The 25,293-nt window shown below is 62.0% G+C and carries 22 protein-coding genes; 14 read left to right on the forward strand and 8 right to left on the reverse strand.

Annotation, left to right across the window (positions count from 1 at the left end):
- Positions 1-235: 235 nt before the first annotated feature.
- A complete protein-coding gene (locus ACFSNN_RS37780; protein WP_134458496.1) occupies positions 236-1,015 on the forward strand; it encodes an enoyl-CoA hydratase/isomerase family protein in 780 nt (259 codons plus the stop codon).
- A 28-nt stretch (positions 1,016-1,043) separates the two neighbouring features.
- Here the strand turns inward: ACFSNN_RS37780 and ACFSNN_RS37785 are convergent, their stop codons facing one another.
- The 6 genes from ACFSNN_RS37785 to ACFSNN_RS37810 all read right to left on the reverse strand — a co-directional run bounded on the left by ACFSNN_RS37785 (position 1,044) and on the right by ACFSNN_RS37810 (position 8,501).
- Entirely contained in the window at positions 1,044-2,264 is a 1,221-nt protein-coding gene (locus ACFSNN_RS37785) for a LysR family transcriptional regulator (protein ID WP_244322826.1), read from the reverse strand.
- 114 nt (positions 2,265-2,378) lie between these two features.
- Positions 2,379-3,560, reverse strand: a complete 1,182-nt coding sequence (locus tag ACFSNN_RS37790; RefSeq protein ID WP_134458498.1) for a CaiB/BaiF CoA transferase family protein — start codon at positions 3,558-3,560, stop codon at positions 2,379-2,381.
- Positions 3,561-3,575: 15 nt separating this feature from the next.
- Entirely contained in the window at positions 3,576-5,528 is a 1,953-nt protein-coding gene (locus tag ACFSNN_RS37795) for an AMP-binding protein (protein ID WP_134458500.1), read from the reverse strand.
- 23 nt (positions 5,529-5,551) lie between these two features.
- A complete protein-coding gene (locus ACFSNN_RS37800; protein WP_134458502.1) occupies positions 5,552-6,760 on the reverse strand; it encodes an acetyl-CoA C-acetyltransferase in 1,209 nt (402 codons plus the stop codon).
- A gap of 92 nt (positions 6,761-6,852) precedes the next feature.
- On the reverse strand, positions 6,853-7,602 hold the full coding sequence (locus ACFSNN_RS37805) for an SDR family NAD(P)-dependent oxidoreductase (protein WP_134458504.1): 750 nt from the start codon (positions 7,600-7,602) through the stop codon (positions 6,853-6,855).
- Positions 7,603-7,625: 23 nt separating this feature from the next.
- A complete protein-coding gene (locus ACFSNN_RS37810) occupies positions 7,626-8,501 on the reverse strand; it encodes a MaoC/PaaZ C-terminal domain-containing protein (RefSeq protein ID WP_134458506.1) in 876 nt (291 codons plus the stop codon).
- A gap of 241 nt (positions 8,502-8,742) precedes the next feature.
- Here ACFSNN_RS37810 and ACFSNN_RS37815 point away from each other — a divergent pair, with 241 nt between their 5' ends.
- The 5 genes from ACFSNN_RS37815 (at position 8,743) to ACFSNN_RS37835 (ending at position 12,953) form a co-directional block, all read left to right on the forward strand.
- On the forward strand, positions 8,743-9,894 hold the full coding sequence (locus ACFSNN_RS37815; protein WP_134458508.1) for an acyl-CoA dehydrogenase family protein: 1,152 nt from the start codon (positions 8,743-8,745) through the stop codon (positions 9,892-9,894).
- Positions 9,895-9,914: 20 nt separating this feature from the next.
- Positions 9,915-10,118 carry a hypothetical protein gene (locus ACFSNN_RS37820; RefSeq protein ID WP_134458510.1) on the forward strand — a complete coding sequence of 68 codons (204 nt, stop codon included), beginning with the start codon at positions 9,915-9,917 and terminating at the stop codon, positions 10,116-10,118.
- A 385-nt stretch (positions 10,119-10,503) separates the two neighbouring features.
- Positions 10,504-11,373, forward strand: a complete 870-nt coding sequence (locus ACFSNN_RS37825; protein ID WP_134458512.1) for an IclR family transcriptional regulator — start codon at positions 10,504-10,506, stop codon at positions 11,371-11,373.
- Between the two features lie 7 nt (positions 11,374-11,380).
- Complete coding sequence (locus tag ACFSNN_RS37830; RefSeq protein ID WP_134458514.1) at positions 11,381-12,169, forward strand: IclR family transcriptional regulator; 789 nt, start codon at positions 11,381-11,383, stop codon at positions 12,167-12,169.
- A gap of 133 nt (positions 12,170-12,302) precedes the next feature.
- Positions 12,303-12,953: a TetR/AcrR family transcriptional regulator gene (locus ACFSNN_RS37835; protein WP_166799284.1), complete on the forward strand. Its 651-nt coding sequence runs from the start codon at positions 12,303-12,305 to the stop codon at positions 12,951-12,953.
- Positions 12,954-12,968: 15 nt separating this feature from the next.
- Here ACFSNN_RS37835 and ACFSNN_RS37840 read toward each other — a convergent pair whose 3' ends face one another.
- A complete protein-coding gene (locus ACFSNN_RS37840; RefSeq protein WP_134458516.1) occupies positions 12,969-13,796 on the reverse strand; it encodes an SDR family NAD(P)-dependent oxidoreductase in 828 nt (275 codons plus the stop codon).
- Positions 13,797-13,833: 37 nt separating this feature from the next.
- Positions 13,834-14,655, reverse strand: coding sequence for an SDR family NAD(P)-dependent oxidoreductase (locus tag ACFSNN_RS37845; RefSeq protein WP_134458518.1), 822 nt, complete (start codon positions 14,653-14,655; stop codon positions 13,834-13,836).
- Between the two features lie 350 nt (positions 14,656-15,005).
- Between ACFSNN_RS37845 and ACFSNN_RS37850 the strand changes: the two genes are divergently transcribed.
- The 8 genes from ACFSNN_RS37850 (at position 15,006) to ACFSNN_RS37885 (ending at position 25,265) form a co-directional block, all read left to right on the forward strand.
- Positions 15,006-15,818, forward strand: coding sequence for an enoyl-CoA hydratase/isomerase family protein (locus ACFSNN_RS37850; protein WP_134458520.1), 813 nt, complete (start codon positions 15,006-15,008; stop codon positions 15,816-15,818).
- A gap of 60 nt (positions 15,819-15,878) precedes the next feature.
- Positions 15,879-16,769: an SMP-30/gluconolactonase/LRE family protein gene (locus ACFSNN_RS37855; protein WP_134458522.1), complete on the forward strand. Its 891-nt coding sequence runs from the start codon at positions 15,879-15,881 to the stop codon at positions 16,767-16,769.
- Positions 16,770-16,798: 29 nt separating this feature from the next.
- On the forward strand, positions 16,799-18,289 hold the full coding sequence (locus ACFSNN_RS37860; protein ID WP_134458526.1) for an aldehyde dehydrogenase family protein: 1,491 nt from the start codon (positions 16,799-16,801) through the stop codon (positions 18,287-18,289).
- A gap of 41 nt (positions 18,290-18,330) precedes the next feature.
- Positions 18,331-19,797, forward strand: a complete 1,467-nt coding sequence (locus ACFSNN_RS37865; protein ID WP_134459154.1) for an aldehyde dehydrogenase family protein — start codon at positions 18,331-18,333, stop codon at positions 19,795-19,797.
- A 54-nt stretch (positions 19,798-19,851) separates the two neighbouring features.
- Positions 19,852-20,922 carry a zinc-dependent alcohol dehydrogenase family protein gene (locus tag ACFSNN_RS37870; RefSeq protein ID WP_134458528.1) on the forward strand — a complete coding sequence of 357 codons (1,071 nt, stop codon included), beginning with the start codon at positions 19,852-19,854 and terminating at the stop codon, positions 20,920-20,922.
- Between the two features lie 91 nt (positions 20,923-21,013).
- Entirely contained in the window at positions 21,014-22,423 is a 1,410-nt protein-coding gene (locus ACFSNN_RS37875) for an MmgE/PrpD family protein (protein ID WP_134458530.1), read from the forward strand.
- A gap of 77 nt (positions 22,424-22,500) precedes the next feature.
- On the forward strand, positions 22,501-23,781 hold the full coding sequence (locus ACFSNN_RS37880) for an MFS transporter (protein WP_134458532.1): 1,281 nt from the start codon (positions 22,501-22,503) through the stop codon (positions 23,779-23,781).
- Between the two features lie 59 nt (positions 23,782-23,840).
- A complete protein-coding gene (locus ACFSNN_RS37885; RefSeq protein WP_377688817.1) occupies positions 23,841-25,265 on the forward strand; it encodes an MmgE/PrpD family protein in 1,425 nt (474 codons plus the stop codon).
- Positions 25,266-25,293: the final 28 nt, after the last annotated feature.

Below are 25,293 nucleotides of genomic sequence, written 5' to 3' on the forward strand. Positions count from 1 at the left end.
CGCGTTTAATGTGGGCAGGGGCGGACGTGCTGGCATATCGCAAACCGGTGCAGGTCGATCCAGACGATAAGGAGACGGTATGAGCAACGAAGTAGTTTTGTCCGGTATCGCCTCGGACGAGACCCGAACGGCGCCGGTTCGCCGATGCGCGGCGCCTCGCGTCGGAGATGTCGCGGTCGCATCGGGGGCCTGCACGGGTCCGTTCGTGCCGGACTGCATTTCATAGTAACGGCCCATGACGAACTCGCTCCTTATCGACGATTCGATGTCCGGCGTTCGCGTTGTCACGCTGAATCGCCCCGAACGGATGAACGCGCTCGACGGCCCGACGCTCGCGGCACTGAACGATGCCGTGCGGACGGCCGCCGATCCCGCGCTCGAAATTCGCGTAATCGTGATTCGCGGCAGCGGACGCGCATTCTGCGCCGGCAATGACCTGAAATGGCTCGCAAGCGGCGTGCTCTCGAATCCCGCCGCGCACATGGAGCACCAGGACCTGATGCAGGACACGTTCTCGTCGATGGAGGGCGCGCGGCAGATCGTGATCGCGTCTGTCAACGGCCATGCGCTGGCCGGCGGCTTCGAACTGGCACTGGCATGTGACATTGTGGTGGCTGACGAGAACGCGGAACTCGGCGATGCGCATCTGCAGCGCAATCTGCTGCCGAGCGGCGGCAGCTCGCAGCGGTTGCCCAGGAAGATCGGATTCGCTCGCGCGATGTACTACCTCATCACTGGACGGCGCATGACAGGACGCGACGCCGAGCGTATGGGACTAGTGTCGCTGGCGGTGAGCAGCGACGAACTCGACTCGGTGACGATGCAGCTCGCCGCCGAGATCGGTCGAATCGATGCCGATGCGCTTGCGGCAATGAAGCAGATGGCACGTCGCGCGCTGGAGATGCCACTGAACGACGGGCTGTCGATGGAGCGGTGGATGCAATACCGTTACCGCATCGAATCGCCGTCGCTGGTTGCATCAGTGCTCGATTTTGCGCAGCGCGATAAGAGTTGAGCGGCGGCGCATTGCGCCACGCCGTCTCTCATGCTCGATTGGTCCGTGACTTGCGGAGCTTTAATGCGGATGATCTGACCTCGTGCTTTGCCATGTCGCGGGCGAGATGTTCGCGTTTCTCGACAAGGAAATCCATCAGCGCGCGCACCTTCGCAGGCATCTGTTCGCGCGACGGCGTGTACAGGTAGTATCCAGGAAATGGCTTACACCACGCGTCGAGTACACGCACCAGTGTGCCGGCGGTCAGATGCTCGCGCAGTGCGATGTCCTGGTGCTGAATCAGGCCGATACCTTGCAGTGCAGCGCGAATCATGCCGTCGTCGTCGTTCGTGACCACACTGCCCTGCGGTTCGACCTCGAAGGCGTGGCCTTCGATTTCGGACGACGTGAACTCCCAACGATAGATTGCACCGCTCGTCGTGTGGCGATAGCACAGGCAGTTGTGCCCGATCAGGTCGGCAGGCGTGGCGGGTTTACCGTGGCGCGCGAAATAGTCTGGCGAGCCGACCACGGCCATTTCTAGCATCGGCGTGATCGGCACGGCAACCATGTGTTCCGCAAGGCTTTCGCCGAGGCGGATACCCGCGTCGTATCCGTCGGCGATGATGTTCGACAGCCCGTCGTCCATCACGAGTTCCACCCGTAGAAGCGGGTAGCGTTCCATGAATTCACCCAAATGCGGCTCGATCAGCTTTCTCGCGGCGACCCGCGACGTGTTGACACGTAGCAGCCCCGACGGCTCGTGCCGGACTTCGTGCAGGCTGCGGACCGCCTGATCGATCGAACCGAACGCCGGCCGCAGCGTGTCGAACAATCGTTGCCCATCCTCGGTCAGCGACATGTCGCGAGTCGTCCGGTAGAGAAGCTTCACGTTTAACTGCCGCTCGAGCGCCTTGAGGTTTTGCGACAGCGCCGCGCGTGATACCCCCATCTCGGCGGCTGCACGGGTGAAGCTGAGATGATGAGCGATATGCACAAACCATGCGAGTGAAGGGAGCTGAGAAGGGTCCATAAGTCGTATTGTTAAGTGGGTCTTACGACAATAGTCTAAATTGTATTTTCCGGTATTCAGTGAAGTTGCGGCGTTCACTCTGCGACGACCCAGAGCGGCGACCGGAGCGTCGGCGCTGTCGACGTCGGCTCGGCGTTCCGTAATGGGCAGAAAAATCGGCTGAAATTGAACAGCGAGATTCTGAGCCTCAACGCCGGTTCGCGAGCGCGCAGGGTTAGGCCTCTCGATGTAGTGCACGTGACGAATCTGTTCGTGCCGAGGCGCAGGAAAGACCCGCCGAGTGAGGAACGAAATGAGGAGGGGGACCGCTCGCGCACATCGTCACTGGCCCGACGATGTGCGCTGGGTTGGTCAGACGATTCTCCGCGATCTCAGATCGGCGACCGTTTGAGCATCCAGACCAATGCCCGCCAGGATTTCATCCGTGTGCTCACCCGTCAGCGGCGGCCGGGTCCGGATTTCCGGAGGCGTGCGCGACAGTGAAACCGGCGTGGCGAAGATGGGTACCTTCTTCGGCGCGCCGGGATAGTCCATCCATCTGATCACGTCGGCAGCCTTGATGGTCTCGTCCTCCAGCGCCTGGCGTGGTGAGTTGACAGGGCTGGCCGGGATGCGCGCCTTTTCGAGCGCGTTCAGCGCTTCGGCCAGTGTCTTGTCCGCACACCATTTGCTCATGAGATCGCTCAGGAACTCGCCATTTTCACCACGCAGCGTATCGTCGGCGAAACGCGGATCGTCGAGTAGCTCCGGCCGGTCCACGAGCTGCGTCCAGCGCTTGAACATCGGCCTGCCAATGACCTGGGTGATGAACCATCCATCCGTGGCCTTGAAGATGTCGGAAGGCGCGTAGCCAGACGCGCGGTTCAGCGTGGCCTGGCGATCCAGGCCAAGCAATGCTTCTTCGATCAATGCACCGCTGGCCAGGTTGAGACCCGTGCACAGCAGCGAGGCGCTGACTTCCTGACCCAAGCCGCTGCGCTGGCGTTCGTAGAGCGCCAGCATGACGCCGAGCGCACAGGAAAAGGCCGTGGCGAAGTCCACCACAGGCACCATGGCCTTTTGCGGTCGATCCGGCGTGCCCGCAATGTACACGGCGCCGCTCAGGGCCTGACCTACGCCGTCGAAACCCACGCGGTCGCGCACGGCCTCGCTGTTTCCAAAAGCATTGGAGGCGACGAGGATGATGTCAGGCTTTATTTCCCGCAGGCTTTCGTAATCCAGCCCCAGGCTCTTGAGCGTGCGCGGCGGCATGTTGGCGATCACTACATCGACATCGGCGACCAGCTTGCGCGCGATATCGCGTCCCTCGGGACTGTCGAGATCGAGCGTCATGGAGCGCTTGTTGCGGTTGACCTGCAGAAACAGTGCGCCTTCGCCTTGTTCGGTTACGGGCACGATGAAGCGGTCTTCGCCCCCGCCGATGCGGTCGATGCGGATGACGTCGGCACCGTAGTCAGCCAGCAGGGCAGAGCAGAACGGCCCGGCAATGAAGCGTCCGAAGTCGAGAACCTTGATGCCTTCGAGTACTTTCATGTTTCGTTCACCATATTAGGCAGAGGTCGCAGCCGCGCGCACTTCGTCAAGCGCGGCGGGATTGTCCAACGACGACAGATCGCCCGGTGGCTGCCCGCAGTACACGCTGCGGATCACGCGCCGCATGATCTTGGAGCTGCGTGTCTTCGGCAGTTGCGCGACTACATGCACGTGGCCCGGCCGGAAAGGGCGGCCCAGGCGCTTGTCGACGTGTCCCGAGACGATGACCTCGAGATCGGCGCCTGCGATGCTCGCGTCGGGCCTGGCCACGACGAATACAACGAGCTTCTGGCCTTTGTCGGCATCGGCCACGCCGATTGCAGCCGCCTCGACAACGTCGGGCAATTCCAGCACGACTTCTTCGACCTCGGCTGGCCCCAGGCGCTTGCCGGCGACCTTGAGCGTATCGTCGGAGCGGCCCATCATGAAGTAGTTGCCGTCAGGCGTGCGCAATGCCAGGTCACCATGCACCCAGACGCCCGGGATGGTCTGCCAGTAGGTTTCCAGATAGCGCTCGTCGTCCCGCCAGAATGAATGCGTCATGCCCACGAAGGGCGCACGGATGGCCAGTTCGCCCACCTCGCCAGTCACGCTCTGGCCATCGGCATTGACCACGTCCGCGGCGACGCCGGGAGACACGGTGTTGAAGCCGCTCGGTGGAATCGGACGGATCGGGACGCTCGCGAGCAGCGCGCCTGACGCCTCGGTACCACCCGTGTAGTTGATGACGGGAGCGGTGCCGTCGCCGAACCGATGCAGGAACCAGTTGAAATGCTCGTGCGCGATGCCTTCGCCTGCCGTAATCAGTAACCGTACGGTCGAACGATCGCCAGCAAGCGCCAGTTCTTCGTGGCTGGCCATCCCGCGGATCAGCGTGGGGGCCGAGCCGAAGTGTGTGACCCGGTGACGTTCCACCACGCGCGACATGCGCGACCAGTCGGGGTAATCGGGGGCGCCGTCATAGCACACCAGCGTCGCACCGCGCAGCAGCGCACAGCCCAGTACCAACGTGCCGGCGATCCAGCCCATGTCGGCGGGCCAGCAATAGACGTCGCCAGGATGCACGTCGAAGTGAATCAGCGAGTCGTGCGCGATCTTGATAGGGAAACTGCCGTGCGTATGCACCACACCCTTGGGCTTGCCCGTGGTGCCCGAGGTGTAGATCACCATGAAAGGCGTGTCGGGGGTGACGGACACGGGGGCGTTGCCCTGGCCCTCTGCCGCAGTCGCGGTTTTCTGCCAGTCCAGGTCGCGCGTATCCTGCGCGATGTCGTTGTCACCGCGCTTCCAGATCACATGTTCGACCAGTGGCAACTGGCGCCACGCGTCGCGCAGTGCGCCTTGCACGTCGACACGCTTGGTGCGGCGCGAGAAGCCGGTGGAGGCGATGACCATGCGTGCTTCGGCGGCCGAGAGGCGGGCCACGATGGCATCCACGCCGAAGCCGCTGAACAACGGCACAACCAGTGCACCGAGGTGCACGATGGCCAGCAGCGAGATAGTCGCCTCAACGCCGTTTTCCATCAGCAGGCCGATTCTGTCGCCCTGTTTGACACCGTACTGTGCGAGCCCGGCAGCGAAATCGTGTACGCGCTGCTCCAGTTCCGCATAGGTCAGCGTGCTGACGCTGCCGTCCTCACGTTCGGCCACCACGGCTTTCTGCTGCGCCGTGGCAGGATGCCGGGCCCACGCGTAGATGGTGTTGACCCAGTTGAGCTTGCCCCCGGGGAACCAGCTCGGAAACTGCGGGCCGTGCTGCAGGTTCACGTAGCCGGTCGGCGGCTCGTCCCATGCGATCGCGCATTCACGCATCACGATATTCCAGTATCGCTCGGGCTCTGCGATCGACACGCGCATCAGCTCGTCATACGACGGCACATCCAGCGCGCGCATCAGCTTCACGATGCCGGCGTTCTGCAGTTCGCGCTGGCCAGGTTGCCACGCGTCACCGGATTCATGGGTGCTCATGTTTGTCTCCTGCCTTATATGTCTCATGCGGCGCGTTCGAAAATCATCGCGATGCCCTGGCCGCCGCCTATGCACATCGTCTCGAGTCCGTAGCGGGCCTTGCGGCGCTGCATTTCATGCAGAAGCGTACTCATGATGCGTACGCCGGTCGCGCCAACGGGGTGGCCCAGCGAGATACCCGAGCCGTTCACGTTGAGCTTGTCGGCCAGCGCATCCATGGAGCTGCCCCAGCCCTTGACGCAGGCCAGCGCCTGGCACGCGAAGGCTTCGTTGAGTTCGATCAGGTCCATCTGGTCGAACTTCAGGCCGGTTCGTGCCAGCAGTTTTTGCACGGCCGGCACGGGGCCGATCCCCATACGCGCGGGGTCGCAGCCGGCGGCAGCCCAGCCGACAAGCCAGCCCATCGGCGTGAGACCCAGTTCGTCGAGCTTATCCTCGGCCACGATAAGGCAGGCGGCGGCGGCATCGTTCTGCTGGCAGGCATTGCCGGCAGTGACGACTCCATCTTTCGTGATGGTGCGCAGCCGGGCCAGGCTCTCCGGCGTCGTTTCGCCTCGCACGCCTTCATCCTGCTTGACGAGCAGCGCATCGCCCTTGCGCTGCGGGACGGACACAGGAACGATCTCGGCGTCGAAATAGCCGGCTTGCTGCGCGGCGGCGGCGAGCTGGTGGCTGCGCGCGGCGAAGCGATCGGAGGCGTCGCGCGTGATGTCGTACTCGCGCGCCAGCGTCTCGGCGGTTTCGATCATGCCACTGATGCGGCCGAAGCGGCTTTCCGGCTGCGAACGCTCACGGCCCCGGTCGAGCCGGTCGTGCATCGTGACCGAACCCGCACGCTTGCCCCAGCGCATGTCGGTGGTATAGAACTCGACGTTGCTCATGCTTTCGACGCCGCCTGCCATCACCACGTCAGCAGCGCCGGTCTGCACCATCATCGCTGCTGTGGCCAGCGCCTGGACGCCGCCGCCGCAACGGCGGTCCAGCTGCATGCCGGCCACTTCAACGGGGAAGCCTGCCTGCAGCGCCACCCAGCGCCCGGTGCACGGGGTCTCGCCGCTCGCATAGCTCTGCGCGAACACGACGTCGTCGATGCGCGCGGGATCGAGTCCGGTACGGTCCACAATGGCTCGCGCGACGGTGGCGCCGAGTTCCTCGACGGGAACGCCTTTCAACGTTCCACCGAACGCGCCCACTGGGGTGCGCAGCGGGGAGACGATGGCTGCTCGTTTCATTTCGAATGCCTCTTGAATGTCATCAATATTCTGCCGCCATCGCTCGCCTGTTACGAGCTGGCAGCTATCGCCCATTTTTTGCCGCCACCAGGTCAGCCGTAGCGCCCGCCGGTGACGTGCAGCACTTCGCCGCTGATAAAGCCGGCGCGCTCACTGGCCAGGAAGGCCACCGCGTCGGCAATGTCTTCCGGACGACCGACACGTTTGATCGGTTGGGCAGCCACTGCGCGCTCCTTGATCGTTTCGTAGGTCGGGAGCGCCTGCACCATTTCTGTTTCCATGAAGCCGGGCGCCACGCAGTTCGAGGTGACGCCGTATCGGCCTTCCTCCATCGACAGCGCCTTGGCCATGCCGATGAGGCCGGCCTTCGCTGCGGAGTAGTTGGCCTGCGTGGGGTTGCCCAGATGCGCGCGCGAGCTGATGTTGATCAGCCGGCCCCAGCCTTGTTCGATGAAGTGCGGCATGACAGCCCGGGCGGCGAGGAATGCGCCCTTGAGCATCACGGTCATGACGAAATCCCAGTCGTCTTCGCTCATCTTCACCAGGTACTTGTCGCGCGGCGCGCCGGCGTTGTTCACCAGAATGTGTACGCCGCCGAAGTGTGCGACCGTTTCGTCGACAAGCCGCTGCACGTCGGCTTCCCGGGTGATGTCGCCCACGATGCAATGCGCTGCCAGGCCGTCATCCTGCAATCCCTTGGCCGTGGTTTGCGCCAGTTCGGCGTTGATATCGGTGATGACGACGCTGGCACCTTCCTGCGCGAGCCGGCGCGCGGTGGCGGCGCCCAAACCGCGAGCCGAGCCGGTAACGATGGCAACTTTGCCGGTCAAACCCAGATCCATTTGTGTCTCCTGAATAATTGCGATCAGCGCAGATCGACCCGCGCATTAGTCAAAACCACCACGTTGCGCTCCACGGCCGTGACGCGCAGTGAAACCGTGCCGTCACGTACCCACATCTCGGTACTCAACGTGTCGCCGGGCCATGCCGGCGCGGTGAATCTCACGCGCATGCCCGCAAAGCGCGTGTCGTCGTAGGCCAGTACGGTTCTCAGGACCGCATGCGCGGCCACACCCATCAAGGCCATGCCGTGCAGAATCGGGCGAGGAAATCCCGCTGCCGTGGCGACAGCGGGATCTGCATGCAACGGATTCAGGTCACCGCTCAAGCGATAGATCAGTGCCAGTTGCGCCGGCGTAGTCAGCTCGCACACATGGTCCGGCGCTCCATCCGGCATCGCGTGAGGTGTCGGCAATGCTTCGGCGCTGCCGCCTTTACCGAAACCGCCGTCGGCACGCAACAAGCTCAGTTGCACGACGGTGGCGAGTAGCCGGCCTGTTTCGGCATCGGTGATGTCACGCGTCTGCTGGAGAAACGCACCTTTGTTCTCTCCTTTGTCCCACAGCCCGGTGATGCGTGTCGTGCCCTTGACGCGGCCGCTAGCCGGCAATGGCGCATGAATCCTGATTTCCTGCTCGGCGTGCAGAATCTTTTGCCAGGTGATACCTGTGTCGGGCTCACGTGCCCAGAAACCCGGGTAGGCGAGCACGTTCGCCATGGTTGGCAGCGCTCGCAACGACTGGCCCTCCTTGCCTTCGTAGACGTACCGCAATTGCCCCGCATCGAGCGGATTGGTTCCGAGACCCAGGCCAAGCGCGTAAAGCTGGGTATCGCGCAGCGAGTACACATGCTCAATGGGCGGAAAGCGACGGGATAGCAAACGATCGGGTTGGAGCGACATGGCGTACGTGGCAGCAGTTGATTCGAGTTCATACGATGGAGCTGCGCCGATTGCGGGTCAACGGATCAAGGGACTTTGTTCCGTACCTTGGTAGATGCCTTCGCCGCCTGTGTCGTCGGCATCAATACCAGCCTTGCCCAAACGATTTCAATCTACGGAACATTTTCGGCAAAGCGATTGTTTAGTGCTGGCCGTCGGCGCAGCATCTCGTCGTTTTCTCCACCTTTTCAGGCGTACCGACATGATTCGCGATCAAGAAACGCTCAACGGCCTGCTCGATTCCATCGCCCGATTCGTGCGCGAGCGGCTCGTGCCGAACGAGGAGCTGGTTGCCGAAACCGACGAAATTCCCGACGAAATCGTCGCCGACATGAAGGCCATGGGCTTGTTCGGCCTCACCATTCCCGAGCGTTTCGGCGGGCTGGAACTGACCATGGAGGAGGAGGTGCTGGCGGTGTTCGAGTTGTGCCGCGCGTCGCCGGTATTTCGCTCGCTGCTGGGCACGACCGTTGGCATCGGTTCGCAGGGCATCCTGTTCGATGGCACTCCCGAGCAACAGGAGAAGTACCTGCCGCGCCTTGCAACCGGTGAACTGATCGCGTCTTTTGCGCTGACCGAACCGGAAGCCGGCTCGGATGCGGCCTCGCTCCGTACGACCGCCGTCAAGGACGGCGACGACTACGTGGTCAACGGTACCAAGCGTTTCATCACGAACGCACCTCATGCGGGCATCTTTACGTTGATGGCTCGCACCAATCCGGACGAGAAAGGCTCGGGAGGCATCTCTGCATTTATCGTGGACGCGCAAACGCCCGGCATCAGCTTCGGCAAACGCGACAAGAAAATGGGACAGAAGGGCGCCCATACCTGCGACGTGATCTTCGAGGACGTGCGCGTGCCGGCTGCCAACCTGATCGGCGGAAAGGAAGGCCAGGGTTTTAAGACCGCAATGAAAGTATTGGACAAGGGCCGCATCCACATTGCCGCGGTATGTGTGGCCGTGGCCGAACGCATGTTGTCGATGGCGCTGTCGTATGCGATGGAGCGCAAGCAGTTCGGCCAGCCCATCGCCGACTTTCAGCTTGTGCAGGCCATGCTGGCCGACAGCAAGGCGGAAATCTATGCAGCCCGCTGCATGGTAGTGGATGCCGCGCGTCGGCGCGACGCCCGGCTTCCCGTCAGTACGGAGGCATCCTGCGCGAAACTGTTTGCGTCCGAGATGTGCGGTCGTGTCGCTGACCGCGCGGTGCAGATTTTCGGTGGTGCCGGCTACATGGCCGAGTACGGCATCGAGCGCTTCTACCGTGATGTGCGCCTGTTCCGCATCTATGAAGGTACGACCCAGATTCAGCAACTGGTGATCGCACGCAACATGATCCGCGACGCTCAATAAACCGCCAGTGTGGTGATGATATGACCAACATCAGAAAATGCACCGAAGTACAGCGGTGCGGTGAAGATCGAGCGTTGAGCGAAGACGCGACGGATGTCGAAGAATCTCTCATGGGATCGGACTCGAACGGCGTACGACGCGATCGCGTGAACTGGGCATGGGCGGAAAGCAGTGCTCACTACGACTGGATGGATCACGCGCCGCTTTTCGAGCATCGCGACTGATCGTCGACAGCAAGTGTGGGCTGATATGGCGAACATGTCGGCCAGCTTCATTCAATCACTAACGATCCAGGGCTACGGTAACGCCCGAGCGGCTCCATGTTCCGTACTTTGGCTGCTATTGATGCATGCGTCCCGTGTCGAAGTTTCCGGGAGAGAGCCATTTCGCACTAGAAATCCCTAATTTCGTCCCTGATCTAACTTTCAATGTACGGAACAAGATCGCGCTACAATTGACTCGTTCCCGATTGGCTCGTGTAATGCAAAGCATCGGATGGGCTCATGTTGCGAGTGTTGCCGCCATGCGCGACAGCTCCGCTGTGAACGATCCGTATCAGGGCAGTTTATGGCCGTTTCCAGAGCCAAATCGAGACAAATGGAGCAATCGATGTCACCGCAGGCAAACTGGACAGCGCGGCCTTTATCGGGGCAGGGAGACGCGAATGGGCACGATGCGTCGATCGGGGGCAGTCAAAGTCCGGACGGCGGGCATGCATCCGGGGCAATGGTCGTTCCGCTGGCGCGAAGTCTGGCGATACTGGCCGCGTTTTCGCCGCACGAGCCGTGGCTCGGCAACCAGGAACTTGCGAACGAAACGGACATCCCAGCACCAACGATTTCGCGGATGGTGCGCTCGCTCGTTGCGCTCGGATATCTTCATTATTCGCCGCAGCGCCGCAAGTATCGACTGGCGGCACCCGTGCTGTCGCTCGGGTACGCCGCGATCGCCCATTCCAACGTTCAACTGCTTGCACGACTGGAAATGCAGGCGTTTGCGAATGCGAACGAAACGTATGTGATGCTCGGCACACGAGATCGTCTCGACGTGATCGTCCTGGAAACGTGTGCGAGCAAGCCGGCATCGGTCGATCTCAAACTGCACGCGGGAACGCGCCTGCGCATCGCGTCGTCGCCGATGGGCTGGGCTTTGCTGGCTGCATTACCTGAACTCGAACGCTTCTACCTGCTCGGCAACATCGAACGTAAAACGGGACGCGACTGGCCTAATCTGCGCCGGCGGATCAGCGAAGGTATTTCACAGGTGCATAACGTCGGTTATTGCATGTCGTTGGGCGAATGGGAGCCCGACCTGACGATTCTCGCCGTGCCTCTGGTAGTCCAGGACCACACGCCGCTGGTACTTGCCTGTATCGGGCGTAGCGCCCGGCTGGGGCGGGCGCGGGTCGAACGGGAACTCGGGCCACGACTGGTGGCGGCGGCGCATCACCTGCAGGAGCAGGCAGTCGTCGTCGACTGATGCGAACATGAACAGGACCGACATGCAAAAGGGCGTCACACTGACTGTCGAACGCGGGCTCGAGGTACTCCATGCGTTCCGTGCGGCCCGCGCACCCTTGTCCAACGCGGAACTGGTGAGGCGCACCGGCCTCCCAAAGGCCACGGTATCCCGTCTGACAACGACACTGATCTTGATCGGCTATCTGCGCAGAGTGGGCGGCGGGCGTCAGTTCGAACTCAGCGCCGGCGCGTTGAGCATCGGTCACGCGTATCTTGAAGCGAATCCCGTCACGCGCCTAGTCACGCCAGTGATGCAGAAGCTTGCCGACAAGCTGAACCTGTCGGTTGCGCTCGCGGTGCCTCATCGACTCGACATGGTGTACATCGCCTGGCGTGCGAGCGCCAGGATCGCCACGCTGCGCCTTGGCGTTGGTTCACTGTTGCCGATGGAATCGACCGCAGTGGGGCGCGCCTATCTGTATGGGCTGCCGGACGCGCAGCGCGAGTCGTTGATTGCCGAGTTGCTTGAAGCAGCCGGAGACGATGCAGACACGGTCCGTGAGAACCTCGACGCCGCGTTCGAGGACTTGAAGCGGTCGGGGGTATGCATGTCGGTTGGCGAATATCAACGCAATGCATATGGCATTGCGTTGCCGATCGTGGTTGGTCGAACCCGCACGTTGATGGCACTGAATTGCGGAGCAGTGGAACTGGAGCCGGACATGACGTCGATCCGCCAGCGCGTGACGCCTGAATTGAAGGCCGCGGCAAACACCCTGTCTACTATCCTGAGCGACGTAGACTGCGAGCCTTAACGTCTGGGGGGCGTCCTGCCGACGGCGACTCAGTTCGCTGGCCCACGTCATGAAAATGGGATACCCTCTCAAACATTAGTTTTGTGCCGCATGGCGGCGTTCTCGACAACAGTCACGGCTGATAGACACAAACGTGCGAAAGAAAAATGTAAACCCCAATGCGGATACCCGTGAAACCTTGCTGCGGCTTGCGGCGCGCTCTTTTGCGACGCAGGGATATGCCGCGACGACGATGCGTTTCATCGCGGATCAGGCAGGGATTGAGGCGGCAAGCATCTACTATCACTTTTCGTCGAAAGAAGAGTTGGTCGACGTCGTCATGGAGCACGGTGCGGATAGCATCGTGCAGCACATCAAGGAGCACTTCGACGCATTGCCGCCTAACGCGACAGCAGAAGCGCGCTTCAAGGCTGCGCTGGTCGGGCAGATGAGCGCGCTGATCAAGTTCGGCGACTATGCACTGGCGCACGGCAGGCTGTTGACCCAGCTTCCGGACAAGGTACGGGAGCGCCAGATCAAGCGGCGCGAGCGGCATCAGCAGCTTTGGACCGCGGTGTTCGATGACTTGCGTGCCGAGGGGCTGGTGCGCGAAGACGTGGACATCGCGCTGTGCCGTGTATTCGTTCTTGGCTGCATCAATTCCGTCCAGACCTGGTTTGATCCGAAGAAGGGGTCGCTGGACAAGGTCGCGGACCAACTCAGCACGATGTTCTTCGAAGGCGTGAGTCCTGCTACGAAATCCCGGCGCGGCCGCCGCAAGGCGGAACTGGCCGCATCATCCTGACGCCACGCCTTTGACTCAGGCCGCCGATTTCCCCATGGGCTTTGCAAACATCATGTGAGACATGCCGCCGTCGCACGCGATCGACTGGGCGGTGATATAGCCGGCGGCCGGAGATGCCAGGTACACGATGAGATCAGCGACCTCGCCAGGCTGGCCCACGCGGCTCATCGGCAGTACGTTCGCGAGTTGGTCGAGGATTTCCTGAGGTACCGAGCCGCGTGCCATGGGTGTATCGATGACACCGGGCAATACGACGTTGACACGCACGCCGTATGACGCCCACTCGTGGGCCATTTGACGGCTAAGCGTGATGAGTGCCGCTTTGCTGGGGCCATAGGCGCCGCCCTGAGAATATCCGTGCACGCCAGCCAGAGAGGCGGTGTTCACGATGGCCGCGTGCGAGCTCTTCTTCAGATGGGGAAGCGCACTGCGAGCGAGCATGAGCGCCCCATCCACGTTGACCTGGAACCCGCTGCGCCACTCGTCGATCGACACATCTTCGAGCATCGCGGAACGGACGAGTGCCGCAGTGTTGATCACGACGTCGAGCTTGCCAAAGTGCGCGATCGTTTTGCCGATCGCCGCGTCGATGTCCGCCTGTTTCGAGACGTCGAGACCGAACGAGATTGCATTTCCGTCTTGTCGTTTGATCTGCTTGGCGACACGCTCGGCCTGGTCAGCACGCAGATCGGCCACGGCCACGAGCCCGCCGTTTGCCGCGAAGGTTTTCGCGCTGGCTTCGCCCATCCCGCTGCCAGCGCCAACGACCAGCGCAACCAGGCCTTTGATGCGCGAATGGATCATCCAGTCGCGCTGTGATTCATCTACGGATTTCGTGCTCATGCGATATTCCTCCAGATGTTGAAACGACCGCTTGCCGTTAGCATGAGGAATGCTCGGGATGCGCGTCCTTCTGCATCTTTCTCCGCCGGTAGATCTCGGACATGTAACCACCTGCGGCGGTAAATCCGCCGTCGACCGCGATCGTGACCCCGTTGAGGAACGAGGCCTGCGGTGACGCCAGGAATCCGACCGCGTAGGCAACGTCCTCGGGCTTGCCAATCCGGCGCAGCGGGATCCGGTCAGCGGCATCCGCGATCATGTCGTCAGCCCATGCCGCACGAAGCAATTCGGTATCGATCGGACCGGGCGCGACCGCATTGGTCGTGATGCCGTGCTCGGCGAGTTCGAGCGCCATCGCACGCATCAGGCCGAACTGGCCAGCTTTCATCGAGCCGTATGCCGACAGGTCGATCGGCCCGGCGAGCCCCGTGACGGACGACACCAGAACGACGCGCCCATAGCCTGCCGCACGCATCTTCTGGGCACAGGCCTGTGCGATGGCGTAGACGCCGGAGAAATTCAACGACATCTGGAACGCCAACTCGGCTTCCGTTACATCCAGGAACGGCTTGGCTTTTCCCGCGCCCGCATTGCTCACCAGGATGTCGATACGACCGTGATTCGCGTGCAATTCGTCGACCATGCTGCGCTCGGCACGCGAGTCGGTGACATCGAGTGTCACCGCGTCAGCAGAGAGGCCGCGCGCCTTCATTTCGGCGACCGTTCGTGCCGCGGCGTCTGCGTCGATGTCGGTGACGAGTACATGCGCACCTTCTTTGGCGAGGTGCATAGAGATGGCTTTTCCAATGCCTCTTGCCGCCCCCGTTACCAGTGCAACACGGCCTGCCTGTTCGTTCACGAAAGCCCCCGCCGATAGTCAGTCTGTGAGAAGTTGCGCCGTGCAATTGTGGCCGTACGCAAATTCGGGCTATTTAGTCATGCGCGTGCCGTCGTACGCAATGTCTGCGTTCAAAACGTTCCGCTCTTTGAAAATCCTGCTGTAGCGCTCGATGACCCGGCGCGCAGGTATACGGGGATTCCCGGATGGGAATTCTGGATAGGAAAAATAGAATAACAAGTGTTAGTTAGGTGCGGCAAAGCCTCGACGACATTTTCCGTTTCTCCGGGGGCCGCGAATCAAAGCAGGTTCATTCCATTGGCGGGCGCGTGGCATGTCGCCCGCCGCTCAAAGAAATCTCCGGACCACGCATGAAATACGACGACTTTCAGTTCCTTTTGTTCGATCGCCAGCCGGACGGCGTCTTGCTTGTCACACTCAATCGTCCGGAGGTTATGAATGCGACGAACAATCGGATGCATTGGGAACTGACCAAGGTCTGGGGCGTGATCGGCGAGGACCCCAGCGTCAAGGTGGTTGTGGTGACTGGGGCAGGTGATCGAGCCTTCTCGGCCGGCGGTGATCTGTCCGTGGTGGAAGAAATGTCGGGCAGTCAGGAGGCAACCCTGCGCGTGATGAAAGAGGCTTCCGACATCGTTTACAACATGCTCGGCTGCGACAAACCCATCATCTCCGCCATCAACGGCACGGCTGTTGGCGCGGGCCTCGTTGTGGCTTTGCTTGCGGACGTAAGCGTGATGGCGGAAGACGCGAAACTGACCGACGGACATGCGCGATTGGGCGTTTCTGCAGGGGATCACGCGGCCATTGTCTGGCCCCTGTTATGCGGCATGGCCAAGGCCAAGTATTACCTGATGACGGCGGATTTCGTGGATGGTAAGGAAGCCGAACGGATCGGTCTGGTCAGCTTTTGCACGCCGCGCGTCGAAGTGCTCCCTCGATCGCTGGCGATTGCCGCCAACCTGGCGCGCGGTAGCCAGACTGCGATCCGTGCGACCAAGAAGTCGCTCAACAATTGGATGCGCCTGGCGGGTCCGGTATTCGACAACTCGCTCGCACTTGAGATGCTGTGTTTCCTGGGTACGGACGTCAAGGAGGGACTCGCCGCATTGCGCGGCAAGCGTCAAGCCGATTTTCCGTCAGCCCGGCTGCCGCAGTCGTAAGCAGTCGGAGAACTCGCGTCAATCTGGATGCACCTGTCAATCTAACTAACAAACGGTAAAATGAGACAGCTTACCAAACTTCTCGATGGCATGACACATACCGAGGCCGCGCGCTGGCACGACGGGCGTTTCTGGTTTAGCGACCTGTATACCGAGCGGGTGTATTCGATTCGGGAGGACGGCAGCGATCTGCTTGAGGAAATGCATGTTCCCCAATGCCCGTCCGGCATCGGCTGGTTGCCTGACGGGCGTTTGATTGTTGTGTCCATGCACGACCGCGCTTTGTTGCGGCGCGAGCACGACGGCTCCGTGGTCCTTCATGCCGATCTGTTTCCGCACCTCGAATTCGAACCCAACGACATGGTGGTGGACGCGCAAGGCCGTGTCTGGGTCGGCAATCTGGGTTTCGATGTGATGAAGCTCGCACCGCGTCGTCCAGGGCGGCTCGCCCGCGTCGATCCGGACGGCACGGTCACGATGGTGAGCGAGCCGTTGCACTTTGCTAACGGCGCCACGGTCATCGACGGACGCACGCTGGTCGTGTCCGAGTCCTGGGGCAATCGCATGTCGGCCTTCGACATCCATGCCGACGGTTCGCTGTCAGAGCGCCGCGACTGGGCGAAGTTCGGACCGATGCCGCTGAACGAAGACGTGATCCAGTCAATGGCCGAAATCGTCGTAGCGCCGGACGGCATCTCGCAGGTCGATGCCGAGGGCGCGATCTGGGTCGCCGATTTCACAAAGACGCGTGTTTTGCGCGTGGCGCCCGGCGGAAAGATTCTCGAGGAGATCCAGACCGGTGACCGTAACTGCTATGCCTGCGCGTTGGGTGGCGCAGATGGACGCACGCTGTTTCTATGTGTCACGCCTGCCGACTTCAATCCGGAGGTGCGTCGCGCTAATCCGCTGAGCGCGGTGTTGTCGACTCGGGTCGACGTTGCGCTGGCCTGACGCACAACGTCATTTCACATGGAGTTTTCATGACTACTGTAACCGACGCCGCGCAAGCCGCTCGCGCGAAGGCACTCGCGTGGATCAACCAAGGGACGAAGCGCCTGCTCATCGGCGGGCGCTGGGTCGATGCAGCCTCGGGCAAAACGTTTGAGACGATCAACCCCGCGACCGAACAACTGCTTTGCCACGTGGCCGAGGCGGACCACGCCGACGTCGACGCCGCCGTAACCGCGGCGCGCGAGGCTTTCGAAGCGCCGTCCTGGTCGGCTTTGTCGCCTCACGCCCGGACGCGCGCGCTGCTGAAGATCGCAGATAAGATCGAGCAGAATATCGACGAACTGGCTGCCATCGAATCGCTCGACAACGGAATGCCGCTGTGGTTCGCGCAGGCGGCGGTGACGGCCACGGTGGACATCGTTCGCTACTACGCGGGCTGGTGTTCCAAGGTGCTGGGCACCACGATTCCGTCGGATGGCAGCACGCTGATCTATACGCTGCGCGAACCGCTTGGCGTATGTGGCCAGATCATCCCATGGAACGTGCCGATTCTGATGGCCGCCATCAAGTTCGCCAACGCGCTGTGCTGCGGCAATACGGTCATCCTCAAGCCAGCCGAACTGGCGTGCCTGACCTCCATTCGTCTGGCGGAACTGATCCTGGAAACGGATCTGCCGCCTGGCGTCATCAACGTGTTGCCCGGTTTCGGCCCGACAGCGGGCGCTGCATTGGCCCAGCACCTGGGCGTGGACAAGATCGCCTTCACGGGTTCAACGGCCGTCGGCAAGCAGATCACGCGCGACGCCACCCTGAACCTCAAGAAGGTGACGCTGGAACTCGGCGGGAAGGCGCCTAATGTGGTGTTCGCTGACGCCGACATCGAAAAGGCCGTGCAGACGGCCGTAAAGACTTTTTGCGGCAACTCGGGTCAGGTCTGCTCGGCCGGTACGCGCCTGTTCGTCCAGCAGAGCATCCACGAGGAGGTGGCGGAGCGTGTGGCGCAGGTCGCTGCTTCCTGGAAGGTAGGCGATCCGTTTGCCTCCGACACGAAGCTCGGCCCGCTGATTTCGGCGAAGCAGCGCGATCGTGTCTGGTCGTACATCGGCGTGGGTCAGGAGGGCGGCGCTACGTTGCGGCTTGGCGGCGAGGCCTGGAGTGGCACCGGCTACTTCGTGGAGCCCACGGTGTTCGACAACGTGCGCAACGGTATGCGGATCGCGCAGGAGGAGATCTTCGGTCCCGTTCTTTCGATTATCCCGTTCAAGGATGAGGACGACGCCGTGCTGCAGGCCAACGAGACCGCCTACGGCCTCTCGGCTGCGGTATGGACGCGCGATGTCGCGCGTGCCCACAAGGTGGTGCGCGCACTCAAGGCAGGGCGCCTGTGGATCAACACCTTCGGCGAATCAGATCCGGCCATGGCCTTCGGCGGATACAAGCAATCGGGCTGGGGGCGCGAATTTGGCCAGGAATCGATCGAGGCCTACACCCAGACCAAATCGATCATGCTCCGCATGTGATTTCCGATATCCGGACATAATCAAAGGAGACTTCAGTGAGCATGACGCTTCCTGAGTTCGTGCAGCAGGGCAACAAAAAACTGTTGATCGGTGGGCAGTGGGTCGAGCCGAGCAGCGGCGATTATATCGAAGCCATCAATCCTGCCACGGGTGAGGTGCTGTGCCATATCGCGCAGGGCAACACACAGGACGTGGATCGGGCCGTGGCGGCTGCGCGCCGCGCGTTCGAGGGACCTTGGAGCCGCTTCACGCCGCACGAGCGGCGCAAGCTTCTGCTGCGCGTTCACGATGCCATTCTGGATCACTTCGACGAACTCGCGTTGATCGAAACGCTCGACATGGGCGCGCCGCTGGCACGCACGCGCGGCTACAAGGAATGGCTGTCGCAGCTGCTGCAGTTCTACGCATCGCAAACCGGTGCCGGTGCGGTAGAAACCCCGCCGATGTCAATCGCTTCCGGGTTCACGGCGCTCAAGCAGTTGATGCCCGTGGGCGTGGTCGGCGGCATCATCCCGTGGAACGGCCCGCTGATGGGGTTGTGGTGGATCTACGGCCCTGCTTTGGCCACGGGCTGTACGGCTGTGCTCAAGCCGGCCGAGGATGCCTCGCTGTCGTCGCTGCGCGTGTCCGGGCTGATGATGGAAGCTGGCGTCCCCGAGGGTGTGATCAACGTCGTCACGGGCTATGGCAAGGACGTGGGTCAGGCGTTGGCCGAGCACCACGATGTGGACCGGGTGGCCTTCACGGGCTCGGTGGGCACCGCGCAGGCCATCGTGCGCGCCTCGGCCGGAAACTTGAAGCGTCTCCAACTCGAACTCGGGGGCAAGTCTCCCGACATCGTGTTCGCCGATGCCGATCTGGACAAGGCCGTGCCCGGCGCGGCAATGGGCGTGTTCACCAACACCGGCCAGGTTTGCGTGGCCGGCACGCGCATCTTCGTGCAGCGCTCAATCCACGACGAGTTCGTGCAACGCATCGCGGCATTCGCGAAGACCATCAGGATCGGCGACGGTCGTGAACCGGATACCCAGATCGGCCCGCTCATCTCACGGCGTCAGCTCGATCGCGTGATGCATTACGTGGACATCGGCGGCAAGGAGGCTCGGCTCGTGCACGGCGGTCAGCGCCTCGGCGGCGATTTGGCCAAGGGTTTTTACGTCGAGCCCACGGTGTTTGCCGATGTTCGCAACAACATGACCATCGCCCGGGAAGAAATCTTCGGCCCTGTGGCTTCGGTGATTCCGTTCGACACGATGGAGGAGGCGCTGCAACTGGCGAACGATACGCCGTACGGTCTCGCCGGCGGCGTGTGGACAAGCAGCCTTTCGACGGCGCACCGGGTATCGCAGGGCATTCGCTCGGGCACTGTCTGGGTCAACTGCTATGGCGTGATCGATCCAGCCGTGGGTTTCGGCGGCACGAAGATGAGCGGCTACGGATGGAAGGGCGGGAAAGAACACGTCGAGAGCTTCCTGTACCCAAAGGCCACCTATATCAATCTGGTTTGAGCCGTCAGGCGCTCGCTGTTCGACACCATTCCCTGGCAGTCAGGAGAGACAAACATGAAAGGCGTAGTTTTCAGAGGCGGCAAGAAGCTTGATATCCTGGATTTTGAGGATCCGACACCCGGCCCCGGCGATGCCGTCATTGAGATGAAGGCGTCGGGCATGTGCGGCAGCGACCTGCACTTCTATCGCAACAAGCCGGCCGACGTGATCAGGTCGCTGGGCTTTAAGGATCTGGCGTCGCGCGGCATGTCGGAGGACACGCCCATCATCGGCGGTCATGAGCCTTGCGGCCGGATCGTCGCCGTCGGTTCGGCCGTCGACCCGCGCGCCTTCAAGGTCGGGGATCGCGTCGCGGTGTTTCACTATGAAGGTTGCCTGCATTGCGACCACTGCCGTACCGGCTGGACACAGATGTGCAGCCATGGCGCGGATATTCACGGGGTGATCAAGCATGGCGGTCACGCGCACTACATGAAGGTGCCCGTGACGTCGCTGGTCCACCTGCCCGACGAAGTATCGTACGCCGCCGGTGCCGCCATTTCCTGCGGTACCGGAACGGCCTGGGGCGCGCTTCTGCGCCTCGATATCAGTGCGCGCGACACGCTTGCCGTGTTCGGCCTGGGTCCGGTCGGTCTTTCGGCCGTGCAATTGGCTGCGGCGATGGGCGTGGAAGTTATCGGCGTCGATATCGCTGCGGACCGGGTCGCTCGCGCGAAGGAATTCGGTGCGACCCATGTCATCGACGGCAGCCAGCAGGACCCCATCGAGGAAATCCTCAAGCTCACCGGTGGCCTGGGCGTTACCTGTGCGATGGATTGCGCGGGTGGCGACGTGCCCAAACAGCAGGCCGTGCGTTGCACGCGTCCGTGGGGGCGCATCGCGCTGGTAGCCGTAGGGGGCAACCTCAACGTCGACGGCATGAAGGACGTGATCGGCAAGCAGCGCACCATCATCGGGTCCTACACCTTTTCGGAAGTCGGGATGAACGACTGCATTCATTTCGTAGCGGATCACGGCGTGGACGTCGACAAGCTGTTCACCGACTACTGGAAACTGGAACAGGCTGACGAGGCCTACCGGCTGTTCGACGGTCAGGCGGGCGGCAAGGGCGTGTTTCTGTTCTGACGTATGCGGCGGCGCGCAACCCGTGTCGCCGATCTGAGGGATACCGCGTCACGGTTTCAACGCGGCTCAGTGAAGCAAAGGAGATTGAAAAATGGCGACATTTGCCCGGCAGGGCATTGAAGATCCGATGGCCACACTATGCCGAATGGCACTGCAAACACAATTTGCAGATCTGCCTGCCGACGTGGTGTGCCATGCTCGACAAACTTTGCTCGACGCTATGGGCGTCACCATCGGAGGCTCAGCCATGGAGGGCATTCCCGAAATCGTGTCGCTCGTGAAGGAGCGAGGCGGCAACCCGCAGACGCCGCTGCCTTTCTACGGCGGTCGAGTGCCGGCCCATGAGGCGGCACTCGTCATGGGCCCTATGCCGCGTGCGATGGATTGCGGCGATCTGCACGAGGAAGCGGGCCACGTCACCGAATACATAGTGCCGACGTTGCTGGCGGCCACCGGTCTGCGCGGCAAGGTGTCGGGCAAAGAGTTTCTTGCTGCGATGGCGGTAGGGCAGGAAACCCTCGTGCGGCTCGGCACGGCGTACAAGGTCATCAACCGGGCGATCAAACACCACGAATGCGGCGGCCACTATATCTTCGGCGCCGTTGCAGCCGTAGGCAAGCTGCTGGAGTTGACCCAGGAGCAACTGGAAAACGCCCAGGGCATCGCGCGGACCATGACGCAACCCAACACCATGGGCATTTATTCTCCGGCGACGCTGATGGTGCGCATGCATCACGGGCTGGTGAGCCAGGGTGCGATCACGTGCTGCCAGCTCGCCCAGCGCGGCATTACCGGCCCGCGTGCGGAGGTGTTGCTTGGGCCAAACGGCTATCTGGCTACGGCACGCTGGGAGACCGATCCCGATTTCATCCTGCATGAATTGGGCGACCGTTGGGAGATGGAGAACATCATCACCAAGGGTTACAGTGCCTGCTATTTCTCGCATTCCTCCATCGACGGCATCCGCGAACTGATGAAGGAAAACGGGTTCAGCGCGACCGATATCGCCTGCATCCACATCGAAACATCCACGCCGAGTTGGCGTGCGGTGTGCGAGCCACAGGAAAAGAAGTGGAATCCTGTCACGGTGCCCGAGTGTCAGTTCAGCCTGCCTTATGTGGTGGCGATCGCCGCCTTCGACGACAAGGTATTTCTCGAGTCATACAGCGAAGAGGCGCGCACCCGACCCGAGGTGCGCGAGCTGATGACGCGCATCACCGCCGAGGAGAACCCCGAAGTGTCCGATTGGGGCGCGCGTCTCAGTGTCACCCTGCACGACGGGCGCGAACTGAGGAAGGAGTGCACCTACGTGAAGGGCCATCCTCGAAACCCGTTTTCGGAAGAGGACTTCATCGCCAAATTCAGGCTCTGCGTGCCGTATTCCGTGATCGACCTGTCAACGCAGACCATCGACAGGATGATCCACGACATTCTGCACCTCGACGAAATGGACGATGTGGCCAGTGTGCTGCTCGATCCGCTCGCACCGTCGGAGACCTGATGCCCGGATAGATCCGGACATTCGTGACGAAGGATTCGGGTCCCTTCGTGACTCAAAAAAATGATTCAGGAGACCACATGCATTCGCTTGAGCAGGTCACCATGGGCAAGGTATTTCGACGCCTGGTCCCGTTTTTCATGGTGTGCTATTTCATCTCGTTTCTGGACCGGGTGAACGTCGGCTTTGCCAGTTTGCAGATGAATGACGCTATCGGCCTGACGCCTGCGCAGTACGGTCTGGGATCGGGGCTGTTCTTTCTGCTCTATTTCCTGTTCGAAGTGCCGTCCAACCTGTTGCTGGTGCGCGTGGGCGCCCGCGTCTGGATTGCCCGCATCCTGATTACATGGGGGCTGATCTCGGGTGCCACGGCGTTCGTTGTCGGCCCGTGGAGCTTCTATGCTGTACGCCTGCTGCTGGGCCTCGCCGAAGCGGGTTTCTTTCCTGGTGTCGCGTATTGCCTCACGCTGTGGTTCCCGTCGGCGTACCGCGCTCGCGTCATGGGCTATCTACTGGTGGCCGCGCCCCTGTCCTCGGTAATCGGCTCCCCCATCTCGGGCATGCTGCTGGGACTGCCTGGGCTGGCTGGGCTGCAGGGCTGGCAGTGGATGTTCATCATCGAGGCCGCGCCTGCCGTCATCCTGGGCTTTGTGACCTTGCGATACCTGAACGGTTCGCCCCGTGACGCGCACTGGCTGCAGGCAGACGAACGCGAATGGCTGACCGCTCGCATGACGAACGAAGACAATCGGCGTCGAGAAACTCACGATATTCCGGTGGCGCGGGTGTTCAGCGACAAGCGCGTTTGGATGCTCGCGGCCATGGCGTTCGGCTTATTCCTCACGATCTACGGCATCGGCTTCTTCCTGCCGCAAATCGTCAAGTCCTTCGGCCTGACCAATGCTCAGACTGGCCTCGTCACGGCGATTCCTTACGTGATCGGCTCCGCGAGCCTGGTGTTCTGGGCGCGTCGCTCCGACCGAACGGGGGAACGGCGCTGGAACATTGCGATTCCGGCACTCATTGCATCGGTGGCGCTGGTTGGTGCCGGCCTGATCGACGCCCCGGCGCTCAAACTCGTTTTCTTCTGCCTGGTGGCGTTCGGGGTGTTTGGCGCGTTGCCTGCGTTCTGGGCGATCAACACCGACCTGCTGTCAGGTGCGGCTGCGGCGGCCAGCATCGCGTGGATCGGTGCCGTCGGCAACCTGGGCGGCTTCGCCGGACCGTACTTGCTGGGTGTGACCAGGGAAAAAACGGGCGGCTACGCGGCAGCCCTGCTGCTGATGGCCGTCGTCGCATTGATTGCCGCCGGCATTGCGCTTTCGTTGGGGCGGCAACACCGCTCCTATCGCCACGCATGAATCGATGTGGCCCGCCAACGTGCCGGGTCATTCACTTTTAGATTACCAAGGAGACTGCTATGACCGTCACCCACGAGACCCGACCCGTTGTGCCGGACAACTGCCCGCCGCTGGAGCAAGCGGTGGTGCGCTTCATCCAGGAGCTGAAGTATGAGCATCTCGATGCCCACGCGCATGCCGGCGTCAACCGGTTGATGCGCGATCAGATTGCGTTGCAGGTCGGTATCTCGAAGCTGCCCTGGTCCGAGCAACTGCTCAAGTATGCGACGGCCCAGCAGCGCCCGGGCAACAGCCGCGTGAGCGCGTCGGATCTGACCATGAGCGCCGCGGACGCCGCGTTTGTCAACGGTTCGTACGGCCACGGTTTCGAGTACGACGACGCCCACGGGCCCAGCTACAGCCATCCCGGCAGTTGTGTCATTCCGGCTGCGCTCGCGATCGGCGAGGAACTCGGTTCGTCGCTCGAGGACGTCGTTGTCGCGATGGTTGCCGGCTACGAGGTTTATGCGCGCATCGGTATGCTGGCGGCGCCTGACTTGCTGCACCGTGGTTATCATCCGCACGGAACGTTGTCCAATTTCGGCGCTGCGGCCGTGGCAGCCAAACTGCGCGGATTCGATGCGGAAACGACGCTGCACGCACTGGCGATTGCGCTGAGCCATGTATCGGGTACTACTGAGTACACCTCGACGGGCGGTTCCATCAAGCGCATTCACGCCGGCATTGGCACGCGTAACGGGATGGCAGCAGCGGACATGGCTCGGGCCGGCATCACGGGGCCGCGTGCGTTCCTGAGCGGCAACAAGGGCTTGTTCCGCACCTTCCTGCAACGCCCGGCCGGCGATGCGGCCGAACGGCGCTTTGTCATGGACCGGCCCTTCGAAATCGGCACGGTCTGGCTGAAGGCCTACTGCGCATGCTACTGCACACACGCCTACATCGATGCATTGCGGCCGTTCGCGCCGCGCCGGAACGAAATCGCCGACGTGCACCTGAAGATCACGCCGCACTTCAACGTCGTTGTCGGCACGGCCAATGCCAATGCCTACGAACCCAAGAATATCGAACACGTGCAGTTCAGCTTGCCGATTCAGGCTGCATTCACGCTGCTGGGCAAGGGCAACGGTTACCCGGTCCACCGCGACTACCTGGCCGGCAAAGTGGACATGGCACCCGTCATCGAAATGGCCCGCAGCATCCGAATCAGCGAGGAACCTGCGCTGGAGAAGCAATATCCGGGCAAGTTCGTGGCCGACGTGACAGTTACGTTCAAGGATGGCCATGCCGAAAACGTGTTCGTCGGGGACCCGATCGGCACCGACACGAACCCGATGCCGGAGCATGAGCAGGACGCAAAGTTCATGGATCTGACCGCAGACGTGCTGGGTGTCGAACGCGCCCGGAAGCTGCTGGCTACACTGCGTGAGTTGAGCCCCACCATGAAAGCCACCGAGCTGACCCGCATGTGGGCCGTCGAACACTGATCATGGAACCCGTCTGAGGGAGGCGCCA

The organism is Paraburkholderia dipogonis (genome assembly GCF_042680985.1).
Lineage (GTDB): Bacteria > Pseudomonadota > Gammaproteobacteria > Burkholderiales > Burkholderiaceae > Paraburkholderia > Paraburkholderia phytofirmans.

Coding starts and splice junctions, on each gene's coding strand:
- ACFSNN_RS37865 (WP_134459154.1), top strand. CDS start 18,331: ATGACGCTTCCTGAGTTCGTGCAGCAGGGCAACAAAAAACTGTTGATC.
- ACFSNN_RS37815 (WP_134458508.1), top strand. CDS start 8,743: ATGATTCGCGATCAAGAAACGCTCAACGGCCTGCTCGATTCCATCGCC.
- ACFSNN_RS37810 (WP_134458506.1), bottom strand. CDS start 8,501: ATGTCGCTCCAACCCGATCGTTTGCTATCCCGTCGCTTTCCGCCCATT.
- ACFSNN_RS37805 (WP_134458504.1), bottom strand. CDS start 7,602: ATGGATCTGGGTTTGACCGGCAAAGTTGCCATCGTTACCGGCTCGGCT.
- ACFSNN_RS37830 (WP_134458514.1), top strand. CDS start 11,381: ATGAACAGGACCGACATGCAAAAGGGCGTCACACTGACTGTCGAACGC.
- ACFSNN_RS37780 (WP_134458496.1), top strand. CDS start 236: ATGACGAACTCGCTCCTTATCGACGATTCGATGTCCGGCGTTCGCGTT.
- ACFSNN_RS37825 (WP_134458512.1), top strand. CDS start 10,504: ATGTCACCGCAGGCAAACTGGACAGCGCGGCCTTTATCGGGGCAGGGA.
- ACFSNN_RS37880 (WP_134458532.1), top strand. CDS start 22,501: ATGCATTCGCTTGAGCAGGTCACCATGGGCAAGGTATTTCGACGCCTG.
- ACFSNN_RS37840 (WP_134458516.1), bottom strand. CDS start 13,796: ATGAGCACGAAATCCGTAGATGAATCACAGCGCGACTGGATGATCCAT.
- ACFSNN_RS37870 (WP_134458528.1), top strand. CDS start 19,852: ATGAAAGGCGTAGTTTTCAGAGGCGGCAAGAAGCTTGATATCCTGGAT.
- ACFSNN_RS37795 (WP_134458500.1), bottom strand. CDS start 5,528: ATGAGCACCCATGAATCCGGTGACGCGTGGCAACCTGGCCAGCGCGAA.
- ACFSNN_RS37860 (WP_134458526.1), top strand. CDS start 16,799: ATGACTACTGTAACCGACGCCGCGCAAGCCGCTCGCGCGAAGGCACTC.
- ACFSNN_RS37850 (WP_134458520.1), top strand. CDS start 15,006: ATGAAATACGACGACTTTCAGTTCCTTTTGTTCGATCGCCAGCCGGAC.
- ACFSNN_RS37790 (WP_134458498.1), bottom strand. CDS start 3,560: ATGAAAGTACTCGAAGGCATCAAGGTTCTCGACTTCGGACGCTTCATT.
- ACFSNN_RS37800 (WP_134458502.1), bottom strand. CDS start 6,760: ATGAAACGAGCAGCCATCGTCTCCCCGCTGCGCACCCCAGTGGGCGCG.
- ACFSNN_RS37875 (WP_134458530.1), top strand. CDS start 21,014: ATGGCGACATTTGCCCGGCAGGGCATTGAAGATCCGATGGCCACACTA.
- ACFSNN_RS37885 (WP_377688817.1), top strand. CDS start 23,841: ATGACCGTCACCCACGAGACCCGACCCGTTGTGCCGGACAACTGCCCG.
- ACFSNN_RS37855 (WP_134458522.1), top strand. CDS start 15,879: ATGAGACAGCTTACCAAACTTCTCGATGGCATGACACATACCGAGGCC.
- ACFSNN_RS37820 (WP_134458510.1), top strand. CDS start 9,915: ATGACCAACATCAGAAAATGCACCGAAGTACAGCGGTGCGGTGAAGAT.